Below are 15,992 nucleotides of genomic sequence, written 5' to 3' on the forward strand. Positions count from 1 at the left end.
TTGAATGGAGAGAGTCAAAAATGAAGCTATTAGTTGGACAACTCGTGATTACAGCATTAATTTGGATGGGGATGGCTAGCTTTTATAATCAAATGAATGAATTAAATACATGGATATTTTATCTAGTGACTTCTTGGATGTTATTATTATTAGTATTGGTAATTAAAGAATGGTTTCGATTAAAGAAAAGCACTAAAGAAGATAATGATATTAACGAATAAAGAAGGTCTGTACAATGTTAATCATAGATAATTTAAGTAAAACATATGGGGATAAAACTTTATTTAACCAAATCTCCGCAACTATAGGCCAGAAGGAACGAATTGGTCTTATAGGAGTAAATGGGACAGGTAAATCAAGTTTTCTTAAAGTAATTGCAGGAATGGATAGTCCGGATCAGGGCGAGATAAGACATTCAAAAGATTATCATATAGAATACGTTACACAAGAAACGAATCTGCAAGAAGATTTAACGGTGTTGGATCAAATATATTATGGTGATTCTGTAATCATGCGAGTTATGAGAGAGTATGAGCAGGCGCTTTATCATTTAGAATATAACCCAGATGACGTAGCTTTGCAGCAGAAATTAATTCATATACAACAAAAAATGGATGAAGTAGAAGCTTGGGAAGCCAATACCACTGCAAAAACTATACTAACTAAATTGGGTATAACTGATTTTGGCGCTACTGTTGGAAAACTATCGGGTGGCCAGAAAAAAAGAATCGCTATCGCGAAAGCATTAATACAGCCGGCAGACTTGCTAATTATGGATGAACCTACGAACCATTTAGATCATGATACGGTTGAATGGCTAGAAAAATATATGCAATCCTATTCCGGATCTGTTTTACTTGTCACGCATGATAGGTATTTCTTAAATCGGGTAACGAACCGAATTTTTGAATTAGATAAAGGAAATTTATATACGTATGCAGGAAATTATGAATTATTTTTAGAGAAGAAAGCGGAAAGAGAGTCTCTAGAGCGTAGTAATGAACAAAAACATCAAAATACGTTAAAACGTGAGCTCGCATGGCTGAAACGTGGTGCAAAGGCTAGATCGACAAAACAACGAGCTCGTGTAGAACGTGTAGAAGAGATGAAAAATCAAACATTTGATACGAGAAAAGAAGAAGTTAAATTTCAAGCGGGTTCTAAAAGACTAGGAAATGATGTTATTGAGATTGAAGATCTTCATAAATCATTTGGAAATCAGAAAGTATTAAGTAACTTTTCTCATCTTATTATACCAGGAGATCGAATTGGTATTATTGGTAATAACGGTACGGGAAAAACAACGCTTCTAAATATGATGGCAAAACGGACAGAACCAGACCAAGGTTTTGTCAAAATAGGAGAAACGGTGGTAATTGGTTATTATACCCAGGGAGAAGAGGAATTAAATGATCAACAGCGTATTGTCGAATATATTAAAGATGTAGCTGAGGTTATTCATACAGAGGATGGAGAAGTAATTACTGCTGAGCAGATGCTTGAACGATTTTTATTTAACCGCGCTCAACAATGGTCCTATATTCGAACATTATCTGGAGGAGAACGTCGTCGTTTGTATTTATTAAAAGTATTAATGCAAGAGCCCAATGTGCTTTTTTTAGATGAACCGACAAATGATTTGGATACACAGACGCTATCTGTTCTGGAAGATTACTTGGATCATTTTCCTGGAGTAGTAATAACTGTATCGCATGATCGATACTTTTTAGATAGAGTAGTTGATAAATTAATTGTATTTAAAGGTGATGGCAATACGGATACTTTTTATGGGAATTATACTGAATTTCTTGAAAAGCAAAGGGAAACAGAAGAAATACAACCAACACCCAAAAAACAATCACCGACTAAAACTTCTCAAAATGAGAAGAAGAAAAAGAAGTTATCTTATATGGAAAAAAGAGAATGGGATACGATTGAGGATGAAATTACAGAATTAGAAGAACAAATTGTAGAAGTTGAACAAGCGATTGTTGATGCTGGAAGTGATTCAGAAAAAGTACAAGAATTATATGCGAAACAACAAGCAGTAGAATTAGACTTAGAGAGAAAAATGGCACGATGGGAAGCATTATCTATAAAAGTAGAACAACTTGAAACATGAAGAAATATAAATTCTTCATGTTTTTTTATTGAATTTATTAGGGGTTATAAGCTAAACTAACAAAGCCGAGGAAAGTTATTTCACTTTATACATTTTTTTCAGTAGACTGTACTTACTATCTAATTAGAGTCAGGTGATTATTTCATGCAACAAATTTATTCAGATCTAATAACTTTTAGAGGATCACATTATCAGTTTGGAAAAATGCAAGGAGATAGTATCAAAAATTCTTTTGTAATGGAAAACCGTAAGAAGCAATGGAAACTAAGGAGGCCGAGATTTACGGTTAATATCGATGAAGTAAAAGCTATGATTAATGCTTATGCACCTGGAATATGGGAAGAGCTAGAGGGAATTAAAGATGGAATTGAGTGGTCACTTTCCGATACTCTTCAGGAATTTGCTGGTTATCGAATTAATTTGCCTTCGAGTGGATGTTCAGTATTTACAAGTAGCGAATATATGATTAGGAATTATGATTATCATCCAAAAACATATGAAGGTAGATTGGTATTGTTTCAACCTACGGATACTGGATTAGCAAGTATTGGACCGTCTCAACGTATTACGGGAAGGTTAGACGGGATGAACCAACATGGGCTCGTGTTGGGATATAACTTTACCCATCGTAAAAAGCCTGGGGAAGGATTTATCTGTAATATGATTAGCCGAATTGTATTAGAAACATGTTCTAGTGTAGAGGAAGCAGTACAATTACTACAAGAAATTCCACATCGGTATGCATTTAGTTATTTAGTATTGGATCAACAAGAAGAAACATTTATAATCGAAGGATCTGCACGTGGAACATCGGTGAGAAAAGGAAATTTGTGTACCAATCATTTTGAAAATTTAACATCAGAAAATCGAAATTACTTAGATGATTCCTATCGCCGATTAGTTGCAATGCAAAACAATAGCGTTAATAAGTTAAGTGCAGAAGAAGCTTTTCGCATGATGAACGATACGGATAAAGGAGTTTTCTCTAAACAATATAAAAATTGGGGAGGTACGATCCACACCTCTGGGTATCTGCCTGCAGACAGGAAAGTTTGGTTCAGTTTAGGAGGAGATACTGATCCATATGTTATTGATTTTAATAAATGGACAGAAGGTATAGAATTTCCTGAAGAAAGGCTTTATGGTGAGGTAGACACCTCATTACCATTTGCACATATGAAAGCAAATGTACATTAATCAAAGTTCTATGTTTAAAAAGTCGCGTTTCAAGGGAATATAAAAATGGATTCTAATAAAATTTTATTTATAGAAATGAAATTAAGGAGGCTACATTAAATGAAACTTTATCAAGTTAGAAAAGGTCAATTTGTTTTCTTTGAGAATGAATTGCATAAAGTGTATTCTGTAAAACCCATGTTTAAAAAATCTGTTCATATGTATCGTCTAAAAGATATGAAGCAGATTTTAACTACTGCTAAAGAGATTGAGTTATATCGTCCACAGCATAATGATACATTTATATTTTATGGGAAAAGATACACCATTGATAAACATGCAAAACCAGAGCCGGGTGATTACATTTTAATTGTAAAACCTACTCCTGATTTTCTTGATCACTATTCATTGAATGAAATTGAAAAAGTAGAAAAAGTCGAAAATGGGAATGTATTAACCACCCGCGATAATGGTGTGAAACATAATGAATATGTAGTAATGGTACCAGGGAAATCAGAGGCTAGTCAGGAGATTGCCTATTATGATAAAAATCTTGTTCCAGAAGAACAACAAATTCAAGATGAGTCGATTTCTTATTTAGCAGAAAAAGATGATGCATTAAAGCCGGCAGTGGGTGATATATTCTTAGATGTTCAAAACAATACAAAAGCGATGGTAGTCGCAATGACTGAGGATGAAATTGTATTTGGACATGGTGTGAGAATTCATGTAGCAGAGTTATTAGATGAAAGTAAATATGAACTAATTTATCAATTTGAGGATAATTAATATATTTTTATGTAACATCTTTTCATTACGTAGCCTTCTAGCATCGTCGATGATAAGATGTTTTTTATAAGAATGAAATACTCTCCCCCTCTAAGTAGCCAGATTATAATTACATCTGTTTCTTAGAGGGGGATCTCAATGTCAAATTCGTAAGGGCATAATCAATTCCCAAGCTGTTCCATAGCTTTGTAACCTAGTATATTCAAAGGGTCTTTTGCACTTGAATAGATAGGGGAATAACCTAATTCCAACGAAGCTAAATCTGCTACTGTTAACTTTCCTTTGATTGCTGTAGCTAAAACAGCCATCCGTTTATCTGCACCTTCAAATCCAATTACGCTTCCACCAAATAATTGTCCAGTATTTTTATCAAAGACAATTTGCATCCAAAGCTCTTTTGAACCCGGATAATATGCTGCATGAGAATATCCTTTCATTATAGTTTCTTCAAATTCAATCCCATTATCGATTAAAGTTTGTTTGTTTTGCCCAGTAGCTGTAATAGTTAAATCAAAGACGCGTAAAATCGATGATCCAATTATACCATCATCGTATATAGGGTTGCCACTCAAGTAAGAAGAGATAATGAATGCTTGCCTATGAGCCGGCCAAGCTAAGGCAATATGAGCAGGTTCTCCAGTTATAAAATCAGTGACTTCCACTGCATCACCAAGAGCAAAGATATGTGGATCAGTAGTTTGCATATATTGATTTACTTTAATCCCACCGGTTTCTCCAATTTCCAATCCGGCATCAATGGCAAGCGCTGTATTTGGTTTTATTCCTATAGCCATAATAGTCATATCTGCTTGGATCGTTTTCTCGCTGGAAAGGAGTAAGGAAGTACCATCATTTGAAAAGCTTTTTAATCCATCATTGACATACAAAGTTATTCCTTTTTCCTGTAAATGTTCATCTATATGTATAGCCATTTCTTTGTCGATTCTTTTTAATACATGTTCAGAACTATCTATTAAGGAACAAGAAAGACCTCGATTATATAGACTTTCTACCATTTCTAACCCGACAAATCCACCACCAATAATAGCAGCCGATTGAGGATTATTAAATTGAATAAATTTTTCAATTTCATCCATATCTTCAATCGTCCTTAAGGGAAATGTATTTGCTTGTTGTAATCCTTCTATATCTGGTAGTACAGGTGAAGCTCCTGGGGACAATATTAAAATATCATAGTAAACACTATGTTCTGTCTGATGCTTTTCATATACAACACTTTTCTGATTACGGTTAATTTTTGTTACATTTGCATGTGTTTGTACAGTCAGATCATATTTTTGTGCAAACTTTTCCTCAGGATAAATTAATTTTTGACGATCAGTAATTGTACCGCTTAAATAATATGGCATACCACAATTTGCAAAGGAGACATATCCATTTCGTTCTAATACAAGAATTTCTGCCGTTTTATTGGTTCTCCTAATTTGTGCAGCAACGGTCGCTCCGCCCCCAACTCCACCGACAATGATAATTTTTTTAGACATACTATCACTCCTTATCTTGAAACCCGGATTATAAAAAACCTCTCATCAAATAGATGAGAGGAACAAAAATCTATTTAGTTTTATATTACCCCGATTGAGTAAAGAAAAACGATAATTATTGTGAAGGGTACTACCCAACGCATGAGTTGATACCATGTTTGGAAGACGCCATTACTTAAATTATTTCCATAACTAAATTCTTGTCTAACAAGCTGTTTATCCATTTTGAAACCGATAAATATAGAAATAAATAAACAACCAGCTGGAAGCATAATGTTACTGACAAGAAAGTCACTTGCATCAAAAACGGTTTTCCCAAAAATATGGAAGTCAGCAAGTACATTTGAAGATAATGCAGCTGGAATACCAGCAACCAATACAAGGATACCTGCTATCCAAGCAACAGATTTTCGAGAAACATTCTTTTTTTCAGTTACAGCTGCAGTGATAATTTCTAGCATGCTGAAAGAAGATGTTAGGATGGCGAATAAGAATAAAAGTAAAAATAGACTTAAGAATAGTTCACCAAACGGCATTTGCGCAAATGCTTCAGGAAGAACGATAAATAGAAGTCCTGGGCCTTCCGTTGGCTCTAATCCAAAAGAAAATACAATTGGAAAAATCGCAAGTCCTGCCAGCAATGATACAAATATATTCATAATCGAAACGGAAGCTGCTGAACTTCCTAAGCTCACGTTTTTATCTAAATAAGAACTATACGTAACCATTACTGAAATACCTACAGCAAGTGAGAAAAATGCCTGACCTAATGCATATAAGATATTTTCACCATTTAATTTTGAAAAGTCTGGTTGAAGGAAGAATTGTATTCCTTCCATAGCTCCTTCAAAAGTAACAGATCGTATAACGATTATAATAAAGAAAATAAATAACAATGGCATTAAGACTTTACTATATTTCTCAATTCCATTTTTTATACCAGAAGATATAACAAAAGAATTAATAAAGATAAATAGTGCAAGTCCAACAATAGTAAGTAATGGATTACCTGTTATCGATGCAAATAATTCTGCGTATTGTGCACCATCAGTAATAACCATTCCAGGAATAGAAAGAAGACTGTAGATTAATACCCATCCTCCAACAACGGAATAGAAAGACATTAATATAAAGGCACCTATTACTCCCCAATGACCTATAAAGGAGAATATACTTTTTGGAGCAAGCTTTTGATAAGCTGAAATTGCCTCTTTTTGTGCACCTCTACCTATGATAAATTCAGCAATTAACAAAGGCAATCCGATAATGATTGTAAATAGGATAAAGATAAAGAAGAAAGCTCCTCCGCCATTCATCCCTGTCATATAAGGGAATTTCCAAATTGCTCCTAAACCAACCGCAGCGCCAGCGGAAGATAAGATAAACCCTAGTTTTGATGCCCATTGATCTTTTCGTTGATCCATAATGTCAAATTCCTTTCGTTATAAAAAAATTATTTTATAAGTATAACATAAAAGAAGAAGATGTTAAGAGAAGGTATTGAATTGTGAATACAATGAAAAGATTAACAGATTAAACTATAGTTATAAGCTTTCGTAAGAGATTTCCCGTTTAGTGAATATAAATAATAAAAATCAAATACATTAAGTAGTGATTTATTAGTAAATTTACGTATTTTAAAAATAGTTGTAAAATTTAAACATTGTCATTTATACTTGAGTTGGTAAGGTTTATTACTTTTTCTTGCTTCAAATTTTAAAGGAGGGATTATTAGTGACAGCGCTTACATTAGAGACCGATGTATTACAAAATTTTATTGATGGTAAATGGGTAGATGTGGAAAATACTACTGCCGTTACAAATCCTGCAAATGGTGAACGTATTGTGCAAGTACCATTGTCTAATCGATATCATGTTGAAGAGGCAGTAAAAGCTGCTAAAAAAGCTCAAAAGAACTGGGCACTTGTACCGGCACCACAACGTGCAGAAGTATTATACCGTGTTGGAATGATTATGAAAGATAAAAAAGAGCGACTATCTCGTCTATTGACTATGGAGAATGGAAAAGTATTAGAAGAAGCAAGAGGAGAAGTTCAAGAAGGAATTGATATGGCATTTTATATGGCTGGAGAAGGTCGAAGATTGTTTGGTCAAACTACACCAGCAGAATTAAAAGATAAATTTGCGATGAGTCAGCGGTGTCCTGTAGGGGTAGTAGGTATCATTACGCCATGGAACTTTCCAATTGCAATTGCTACATGGAAGTCATTCCCAGCAATTGTCGCTGGTAACGCGGTGATTTGGAAGCCAGCAACAGAAACACCTATTATGGCATATGAATTAGCTAAAATATTTGAAGAAGCTGGATTACCTAACGGTGTTATAAATGTTGTATTTGGTAAGGGATCAGAAGTTGGCGATTCAATGGTTCAAAATGAAGATATTAGAGTAATATCTTTTACTGGATCAAATGACACGGGAAGAAATATTGCATCGGATTGTGGGAAGCAGTTAAAGAAAGTATCACTAGAAATGGGCGGAAAAAATGCAGTTATTGTTATGGATGATGCAGATTTAGACTTAGCAGTAGAAGGGATTCTCTGGAGTGCGTTCGGAACGAGTGGGCAACGCTGTACGGCATGTAGTCGTGTGATTGTTCATCATAAAGTGAAAAAGATATTAGAAGAAAGACTTTTAGCTGCAATGGATCATTTAACGATTGGAAATGGTTTGGAAGAAGGAATTAAAGTAGGTCCGATTATCAATGAAGCAGGGTTAAATAAAATCAAGAAATATATTGAAGTTGGAAAACAAGAGGGCGCTACGTTATTAGCAGGAGGGTCTGAATGGGAAAGCAATAATCAAGGATATTATTTTACTCCGACCTTATTCACCGATGCTAAGCCTGACATGCGAATTGCGCAGGAAGAAATTTTTGGGCCAGTAGTTTCATTAATTGAAGTAAGTAGTTTTGAAGAAGCTATTGAAGTAAATAATCAAGTTACTTATGGGTTATCCAGCTCTATTTTTACAAGGGATATAAATCGTGTTTTTAAAGCACAACGTGATTTAGATACAGGTATTGTCTATGTCAATGCAGGTACTACTGGTGCTGAGATTCATTTACCGTTTGGCGGAACGAAAGGAACTGGCAATGGACATCGTGATTCTGGTGTCCAGGCGTTAGATGTTTTCACTGAATGGAAAGCCATTTATGTTGATTATAGTGGAAAATTACAACGTGCCCAGATAGATACAGAGGAGTAGATTTATCGTTCGCCTTGTTTATAGAGTACCTTTTAGTGATTATGGGGAGGGAATAACATGAAGATTGGTGTATTAGGTTCTGGTTTAATGGGGAAAGAAGCAGCACGTGATTTAACACAAAGTGAAGGAGTAAAACAAGTTGGTTTAGCAGATATTGATTTACTTCGAGCTCAAGAAGTCTGTGATCAATTGAATTCTTCTAAACTAACTGCATACCAAGTTGATGCGAGTAATCAGGATGAACTAGCAAAATTCATGCGGCAATTCGATGTAATTATTAATGCATTATTTTATTCATTTAATGAGGTAGTGGCTAGAACTGCTATTGAGGTAGGTGTATCCTCTGTTGATTTAGGTGGACACATTGGGCATGTGACCGATAAGGTATTGACTTATCATGAAGAGGCTAATCAAGCTCAAGTAACGATTATCCCTGACTTAGGAGTAGCGCCAGGAATGATTAATATTTTATCTGGATATGGTGTAAGTAAACTGGATCAAACCAAAGCAATTAAATTATATGTTGGTGGAATTCCTGTTAAGCCAGAACCGCCACTTGAATACAACCATGTTTTTTCCATGGAAGGAGTCTTTGATCATTATACTGATCCATCCCTGATTATAAGAAATGGTTCTGTTCAAGAGGTGCCTTCTCTAAGTGAAGTAGAGCCTATTCACTTTGAAAAATTCGGACCGTTAGAAGCATTTCATACATCAGGTGGTACGTCGACTTTATCGTTATCATATCCTTACTTGAGTACACTTGAATATAAAACTATTCGCTATCCGGGACATGCAGAAAAATTTAAATTGTTGGTAGATTTAAATCTCACTCGGTTAGATTATCATGTTGATATAAACGGACATAAAGTAAATCCGAGAGAAGTGTTTTTAAAAGTACTTGATCCAATAGTTGAATTAGGAGACAGGGAGGATGCGGTACTATTACGGGTAGTAGTCGAAGGAGAGAAGGACGGACAATCGACTTCTCATATTTTTGAAATGACTACTTATAAAGATAGAGATACAAATGTTACTGCAATGGCAAGGGCAACAGCGAATACTATATCTGTTGTGGCACAAATGATTGCTAATAGAACAATTACGACAAAAGGTGTCTTACCGCCAGAAAAAATGGTACCTGGAAAGCAATATATTGCTGAAATGAAGAAAAGAGGGGTTACAATTAAAGAAAAAGTATCCATAAATAAGCAAACATCAGTGTAGGTTATAAGGGGATGGTTAGGGTGAATACAGTATTTATTGCAGGACACGCAAAATTGCCTTCAGGTATGGCAGCTAAAAGTATCTATGAAACATTAACCATTACTGCGGAAATCGATAAAAAATATGGTGTGATTGTGAATGCAGGTTGTACACTTGCTACTGATCATGGAAAGCAATTTGTACAGACAATATTAAAAGGACATAGTTTACAAGACGGTATTCAATTTCCGATTGATCAAATTAAAAAGCATTATTTGGGGAAAGCAGGTAATGCATTAGCTTCTGCATTAATGGATTTATTCAAGCAGTATGAGCAATATCAAAAGTCTATTGTTGTACAACAATAAGAAAAAGAAGGGGGTTAAAGATATCTTACGGTGAAAAAGAAAAAACAGTTGAGTAATCACCGCACCATCAAGCAGAAGAAATAGGTGAAGATAGAATAATACACCATAAGCCAAAAATCCACTCTGAAAGCGTACTTGCTTCCTCGAGTGGATTTTCGGTGGGTGACGCGTAAAATGTATTAAGCTATCGCTATGTCTCTTCATGAGTAGAAACTACTTTGTTTCTTCCCATGCAGGAAGCATTTGATTAAGCAGTTTATCTTCTCGATAACCTAATACGTATTCAGCTTGCATTATTGTATGAACTTCCCGTGTCCCTTCGTATATGACGGGCGCTTTTGAATTACGTAAAAATCTTTCTACAGGGTATTCATCGGAGTACCCGTAAGCTCCGTGTATTTGTACAGCATCATCAGCTGCTTTGTTAGCAAAATCACAAGCTTGCCATTTTGCTAATGATGTTTCTCTCGTATTACGTTTTCCTTCATTCTTCAATTCTCCTGCACGGTAGACGAGTAGCTTACTCATCTGATATCCGGCTTCCATTTTAGCTATCATTTGTTGAACTAATTGATGTTTTCCGATTTCTTTTCCAAATGTTTTTCGCTCATGGCAATATTTTACGCTTTCTTCTATACATGCCATAATTTGCCCAACTGCACCTGCAGCAACCGTAAAACGACCATTGTCTAATGCAGACATGGCAATCTTAAATCCTTCTCCTTCTTCTCCAAGCAAATTTTCTTTTGGAACTTTAATGTTGTCAAAGAATAGCTCTCCAGTATTCCCTGAACGAATCCCATGTTTTCCTTTGATTGCTTTAGAAGAGAAACCCTCCCAAGATCTTTCCACGATAAATGCAGATATACCTTTATGTTTTTGGGAGCGATCCTGTGTGTAGGCGAAAACAATGAAATGATCTGCAACATCACAAAGAGAGATCCAAGTTTTTTGTCCATTTAAAATATAGTGATCTCCATGCTTCACCGCTGTAGATTGAAGAGCGGCAACATCGGATCCAGCACCGGGTTCTGTTAATCCAAAGGCACCAATTTTTTCGCCTTTTGCTTGGGCTGTAAGATATCTTTGCTTTTGTTCTTCATTTCCCCATTGTAATAATGTCATACTGTTAAGCCCGGTATGCACCGAAACTGCGGTTCGAAAAGCTGTATCGCCACGTTCCAATTCCTCACATACGATGGCAAGTGAATTATAATCCATTCCACTACCACCATATTGTTCAGGGATACATACACCCATTAATCCTAGTTCTGCTAATTTATTCAATAGTGTCGGATCAAATTTTCCATTACGATCCCAATCGCCAATGTAAGGCATAATTTCCTTGTCAGTAAATTCTCTGACTGTTTTTCTTAATAGTTCTTGTTCTTCGCTAAAATGAAAATTCATTATTCCATATCTCCTTTCAAATGTATATAATCGTTGTTATGTTCTCCAGGGTTAGGTGGTGCATGACGATAAGTGACTGGTGTTCTGGATAATTTCAGTGGGTTACCAATAAGTTTGATAGGCCCCGCGGTTTGGTGATGCATAGATACAAACATCTCTCTACTTTTTAATTGTAAGTCTTCGGGAAGATTATCTATGGTTTGAATTGGACCACACGGAATTTTTTCTTCTTGTAAAGCTTTTATCCAGTACTTAGAAGTTTGGAGTGTTAGAGATTCTTGGAGTAAAGGGATCAACAGGTCACGATGTTGAACACGGCTGGCATTGGTTCGGAAACGATTATCGTTTGATAGATAATCTAGTTGGAGGATGTGGCAAAGTCTCTTAAATTGTGCATCGTTTCCAACAGCAATTACAACATCCCTATCTTTAGTCTTAAACGTTTGATAAGGTACAATATTAGGATGACTATTTCCTAGTAATTTCGGTTTTTGACTAGACATTAAATAATTACTAGCAACATTAACTAAAGAACTAACAGCGGTATCATATAAAGAAATATCAATTTTTTGGCCTTTACCAGAGTGTTGTCTTTCTAATAATGCTGCTTGGATTCCAATACAGGTATATAAGCCAGTTAATACATCTGTTATAGCAATACCGACTTTTTGGGGACCGGATTCAGGGCTACCTGTAATGCTCATAAGTCCACTCATTGCTTGAATAATGAAGTCATAACCAGGCATATCTTTGTAGGGACCAGTTTCACCAAAACCAGTAATAGATGCATAGATAATGCTTGGATTAAGTGTAGAAAGGGTTTGATAATCCAATCCAAAACGTTCCATCGTACCAGTCTTAAAATTATTTACAATCACATCTGACTCTTTGATAATTTCCTTCAGATATTTAATACCATTCGACGATTTAAGGTCGATCGTAATACTCTTTTTATTACGATTTGCACAAAGGTAATATGCACTAACTCCATGTTGAAATGGGGGACCCCAATCTCTAGTTTCATCACTTCCTCCAGGAGCTTCTACTTTTATTACTTCAGCTCCTAAATCAGCAAGAATCATAGTACAGTAGGGGCCAGCAAGAACACGAGTGAGATCCAAAATCTTTAATCCTTCTAAACTCATCGACAAAATTGTAATCCCTCCTTATACATGAATGAAAAAAGCCAGTTCAAATATCATTGCATTAAGCAATCATTTGAACTGGCTTTTTGTGGGTAGCTACTCTGGCAATGAGTATGCATACAAAATAGTCAGCATGGCATATAAAAATAATATGGTCAAGGCATGACGCATATTACATGACCACAGAGATGAACGTGGAATACGCTTTCATGTGGCTCTAAAATTATTATAAATCGAAACAGTATATTTGTAAACGCTTTTATTTAGAAAAAATAGAATTCCACACAATACTATAGAATAATTTGTGTGGAATTTGCTACTTATTTCTCGTGTAACAGGCATGAATCCTGTAGGTTATCCAAGGTTAACTACCTGTCATGAACGATTCTGTTTAAGGGTCTTTGGGTAATGCCCTTAGGGTACTAATATCTAGTGGGACGGCGTTCTTCCACCAGAATGCTTGTTTCATTTTATTTTGCAGCTTTTTGTAATTTATGAATCATTTTTAATGCACGGCCGGTTCCGATAGCAACTGATTCTAATGGATTTGGTGCCATATGCACAGGTACACTGATTTCGTCAGATAACCATTCTCGCATACCATTAAGCAATGCTCCTCCTCCAGTAAGAACAATACCGTTGTCTACAATATCGCCACTTAATTCTGGAGGACACTCTTCAAGAGTGGAACGGATCGTTTCTAGAATTTGTTCTAAAGACTCTTTGATAGCTTGATAGATTTCTGTTGAAGTAACTTCGATTGTTTTTGGTAATCCAGTAACCATATCACGTCCACGAATTTCCATAGTAACTTCTTTATGATTTGGATGAGCATAACCGATTTCCATTTTAATATTCTCAGCAGTTCGTTCACCTATTAGAATATTATATTGCTTTCGAATATGTTGAATAATTTCATCATCCATTTTATCTCCAGCTGTACGGACAGAATTGCAGGATACAATTCCACCAAATGAGATAATTCCTACCTCAGATGTTCCTCCACCAATATCAACAATCACATTGGCGAATGGTTCATCTACTGGTAAATCTGCACCAATTGCTGCTGCTACTGGTTCTTCAATTAGATGAACTTGTTTTGCTCCGTAACTAGATACAGCATTATGAATCGCTCTTCTTTCCACGCTCGTACTTCCAGAAGGTGTACAAACGACTACATTTGGTTTACGCATAGACATACCAAGCTGTTTACTTACTTTTTTTAATAGTTCTTTCAACATTTGTGCGGTTACATCATAATCCGCAATAACTCCATCTTTTAAAGGACGGATTGGAATGATATTTTTCGGTGTCTTACCGACCATTTCTTTAGCTTCAGCTCCGACAGCCATTACCTGTTTAGTATTAACATCAATCGCCACTACTGATGGCTCATTTAAAACTATTCCTTTTGTCTTTGAATATACAAGAATATTAGCAGTACCTAAGTCAATTCCGATTTCAGCGTTTGAAAACATATAATAAATCCTCCATTGATGACAGAATATATTTGAAAACATATTTATTGTAGACAAATTTCTATATAATACTTTTCTATTCTACAAAAATTTTTGTGGGGGTGGATAATTTTATTCCGCAGAGTACATTAATTTAAAATTGTCCATTCCTCATAATATAATACATTAAAATCTACAAGTACAAGTAACAATTTCGTTACATTTATGCTCAACTTGTAATATATAGCCTATTCTAGAAGGTTGTCAACAATAACTTTATAGTAAATTTTCCCTAAATAAATTAGTTTTTCCAAGCTTGGGTAAGATAGCCTGAAATAGAATTATAGAATACATAAGGGATTAATAGAGTTGAATGTATAAACTATACGCATCTACAGTCGCATTGGTAAAGGATACCACTAATATTTCAATTATTACATCAAAACTCATGCTATAGTGTTATTGCACACAGCAAACAACAAAAAACAAAAGGAGCGTGCGTTTTACATGTTTAAAAAAGTAGGAATTGTTGCTGCACTATCAGCATCATTAATATTTGGAGGAGCTTTTGCAGGACAAGCAGATGCGTCTGCAAATGAGCAACCATCTATTCAAACTTCATATAAATTCTTGTATTCTGTAAATGGTCAGTGGAATGAACTTTCACAAGAACAAATCAATTCTATTAAAGATAAATTATCAAAATTAGATTGGCAGAATATTAATTTAGAGACTATCATAAATAAAGTGAAGCAAGAACAACCTAAAGCAGATACTCCTAAAAAAGAAGAAGAAAAACAATCTGAATCTAATGAAACACCAGCTCAACCAGAACAATCTGAAGAGCAAAACACTGAAGAGCAAAACACTGAAGAGCAAAACACTGAAGAGCAAAACACTGAACAGCAAGCTAATGATTCAGAAGAACAAGCTTCAGAAGAGCAAGCAACTGCACCATCTCAACAACCAGAACAAAACAATAACCAAGATCAACAAAATCAAGAGCAAAGCGAAGATGTAAGTCAATTTGAACAAGAAGTTGTTGAACTTACTAACCAAGAAAGAGAAAAACAAGGATTACAACCACTTGAGCTAGATACTGAGCTTAGTAAAGTAGCTAAAGAAAAGTCTCAAGATATGCAGTCTAATAACTATTTCGATCACAATAGCCCGAACTATGGTTCTCCGTTTGACATGATGCAAAGCTTCGGTATTGATTACAATACTGCTGGGGAAAACATTGCACAAGGTCAACGTTCTCCAGAAGAAGTAGTTAATGCATGGATGAACAGTGAAGGTCACCGTGCTAATATCCTGAATGGAGACTACACTCACATTGGGGTAGGACACATTGAAAATGGAAACTACTGGACTCAAATGTTCATTGGAAAATAATAGCGTAATAAAGAAGAATGGCTGACTGATAGCCATTCTTCTTTTTTATGACACATATTATCAGTGCTGTCTTGAATATTATTCTAAGTCTATTGACGAGTATGATGGAAATGAGAAGCAGTATTGGTTAATAGAAGGGTACTATTGACGAGTATGATGGAAATGAGAAGCAGTATTGGTTAATAGAAGGG

Annotated in this window: 13 protein-coding genes; 8 read left to right on the forward strand and 5 right to left on the reverse strand. The window is 35.3% G+C overall.

The window, feature by feature from the left end; translation table 11 throughout:
* Positions 1-20 precede the first annotated feature (20 nt).
* The 4 genes from C794_RS04825 to C794_RS04840 all read left to right on the forward strand — a co-directional run bounded on the left by C794_RS04825 (position 21) and on the right by C794_RS04840 (position 4,087).
* A complete protein-coding gene (locus C794_RS04825; protein ID WP_017796005.1) occupies positions 21-221 on the forward strand; it encodes a hypothetical protein in 201 nt (66 codons plus the stop codon).
* Between the two features lie 14 nt (positions 222-235).
* Positions 236-2,122 carry an ABC-F family ATP-binding cassette domain-containing protein gene (locus tag C794_RS04830; protein WP_017796006.1) on the forward strand — a complete coding sequence of 629 codons (1,887 nt, stop codon included), beginning with the start codon at positions 236-238 and terminating at the stop codon, positions 2,120-2,122.
* Between the two features lie 144 nt (positions 2,123-2,266).
* On the forward strand, positions 2,267-3,319 hold the full coding sequence (locus C794_RS04835; protein WP_017796007.1) for a C45 family autoproteolytic acyltransferase/hydrolase: 1,053 nt from the start codon (positions 2,267-2,269) through the stop codon (positions 3,317-3,319).
* A gap of 99 nt (positions 3,320-3,418) precedes the next feature.
* Positions 3,419-4,087, forward strand: a complete 669-nt coding sequence (locus tag C794_RS04840; RefSeq protein ID WP_017796008.1) for a hypothetical protein — start codon at positions 3,419-3,421, stop codon at positions 4,085-4,087.
* Positions 4,088-4,248: 161 nt separating this feature from the next.
* Here the strand turns inward: C794_RS04840 and C794_RS04845 are convergent, their stop codons facing one another.
* On the reverse strand, positions 4,249-5,592 hold the full coding sequence (locus C794_RS04845; protein WP_017796009.1) for an FAD-dependent oxidoreductase: 1,344 nt from the start codon (positions 5,590-5,592) through the stop codon (positions 4,249-4,251).
* Positions 5,593-5,672: 80 nt separating this feature from the next.
* Positions 5,673-7,016 (reverse strand): sodium-dependent transporter, encoded by a 1,344-nt coding sequence (locus C794_RS04850; protein ID WP_017796010.1) that lies wholly within the window; start codon positions 7,014-7,016, stop codon positions 5,673-5,675.
* Between the two features lie 310 nt (positions 7,017-7,326).
* Here C794_RS04850 and C794_RS04855 point away from each other — a divergent pair, with 310 nt between their 5' ends.
* Genes C794_RS04855 through C794_RS04865 form a run of 3 tightly spaced genes read left to right on the forward strand, consistent with a single transcriptional unit; the run spans position 7,327 to position 10,394 of the window.
* On the forward strand, positions 7,327-8,820 hold the full coding sequence (locus C794_RS04855) for an aldehyde dehydrogenase family protein (RefSeq protein ID WP_017796011.1): 1,494 nt from the start codon (positions 7,327-7,329) through the stop codon (positions 8,818-8,820).
* Positions 8,821-8,877: 57 nt separating this feature from the next.
* On the forward strand, positions 8,878-10,047 hold the full coding sequence (locus tag C794_RS04860) for a saccharopine dehydrogenase family protein (protein WP_017796012.1): 1,170 nt from the start codon (positions 8,878-8,880) through the stop codon (positions 10,045-10,047).
* Positions 10,048-10,067: 20 nt separating this feature from the next.
* Positions 10,068-10,394: a DUF3870 domain-containing protein gene (locus C794_RS04865; protein WP_017796013.1), complete on the forward strand. Its 327-nt coding sequence runs from the start codon at positions 10,068-10,070 to the stop codon at positions 10,392-10,394.
* A gap of 213 nt (positions 10,395-10,607) precedes the next feature.
* On the opposite strand, the gene C794_RS04870 is transcribed toward C794_RS04865, so the two are convergent.
* From C794_RS04870 to mreBH, 3 genes are all read right to left on the reverse strand, one after another.
* Complete coding sequence (locus tag C794_RS04870) at positions 10,608-11,804, reverse strand: acyl-CoA dehydrogenase family protein (RefSeq protein WP_017796014.1); 1,197 nt, start codon at positions 11,802-11,804, stop codon at positions 10,608-10,610.
* Positions 11,804-12,955, reverse strand: a complete 1,152-nt coding sequence (locus tag C794_RS04875) for a CaiB/BaiF CoA transferase family protein (protein WP_017796015.1) — start codon at positions 12,953-12,955, stop codon at positions 11,804-11,806. The genes C794_RS04870 and C794_RS04875 overlap by 1 nt, the downstream gene beginning before the upstream one ends.
* A 464-nt stretch (positions 12,956-13,419) precedes the next feature.
* Positions 13,420-14,427 (reverse strand): rod-share determining protein MreBH, encoded by a 1,008-nt coding sequence (gene mreBH, locus C794_RS04880; RefSeq protein ID WP_017796016.1) that lies wholly within the window; start codon positions 14,425-14,427, stop codon positions 13,420-13,422.
* Positions 14,428-14,913: 486 nt separating this feature from the next.
* Here mreBH and C794_RS04885 point away from each other — a divergent pair, with 486 nt between their 5' ends.
* Complete coding sequence (locus C794_RS04885) at positions 14,914-15,801, forward strand: CAP domain-containing protein (protein WP_017796017.1); 888 nt, start codon at positions 14,914-14,916, stop codon at positions 15,799-15,801.
* Positions 15,802-15,992 lie beyond the last annotated feature (191 nt).

The organism is Oceanobacillus kimchii X50 (assembly GCF_000340475.1).
GTDB classification, from domain to species: Bacteria; Bacillota; Bacilli; order Bacillales; family Amphibacillaceae; genus Oceanobacillus; species Oceanobacillus kimchii.

Coding starts and splice junctions, on each gene's coding strand:
- C794_RS04850 (WP_017796010.1), bottom strand. CDS start 7,016: ATGGATCAACGAAAAGATCAATGGGCATCAAAACTAGGGTTTATCTTA.
- C794_RS04830 (WP_017796006.1), top strand. CDS start 236: ATGTTAATCATAGATAATTTAAGTAAAACATATGGGGATAAAACTTTA.
- C794_RS04825 (WP_017796005.1), top strand. CDS start 21: ATGAAGCTATTAGTTGGACAACTCGTGATTACAGCATTAATTTGGATG.
- C794_RS04840 (WP_017796008.1), top strand. CDS start 3,419: ATGAAACTTTATCAAGTTAGAAAAGGTCAATTTGTTTTCTTTGAGAAT.
- C794_RS04860 (WP_017796012.1), top strand. CDS start 8,878: ATGAAGATTGGTGTATTAGGTTCTGGTTTAATGGGGAAAGAAGCAGCA.
- C794_RS04845 (WP_017796009.1), bottom strand. CDS start 5,592: ATGTCTAAAAAAATTATCATTGTCGGTGGAGTTGGGGGCGGAGCGACC.
- mreBH (WP_017796016.1), bottom strand. CDS start 14,427: ATGTTTTCAAACGCTGAAATCGGAATTGACTTAGGTACTGCTAATATT.
- C794_RS04885 (WP_017796017.1), top strand. CDS start 14,914: ATGTTTAAAAAAGTAGGAATTGTTGCTGCACTATCAGCATCATTAATA.
- C794_RS04835 (WP_017796007.1), top strand. CDS start 2,267: ATGCAACAAATTTATTCAGATCTAATAACTTTTAGAGGATCACATTAT.
- C794_RS04870 (WP_017796014.1), bottom strand. CDS start 11,804: ATGAATTTTCATTTTAGCGAAGAACAAGAACTATTAAGAAAAACAGTC.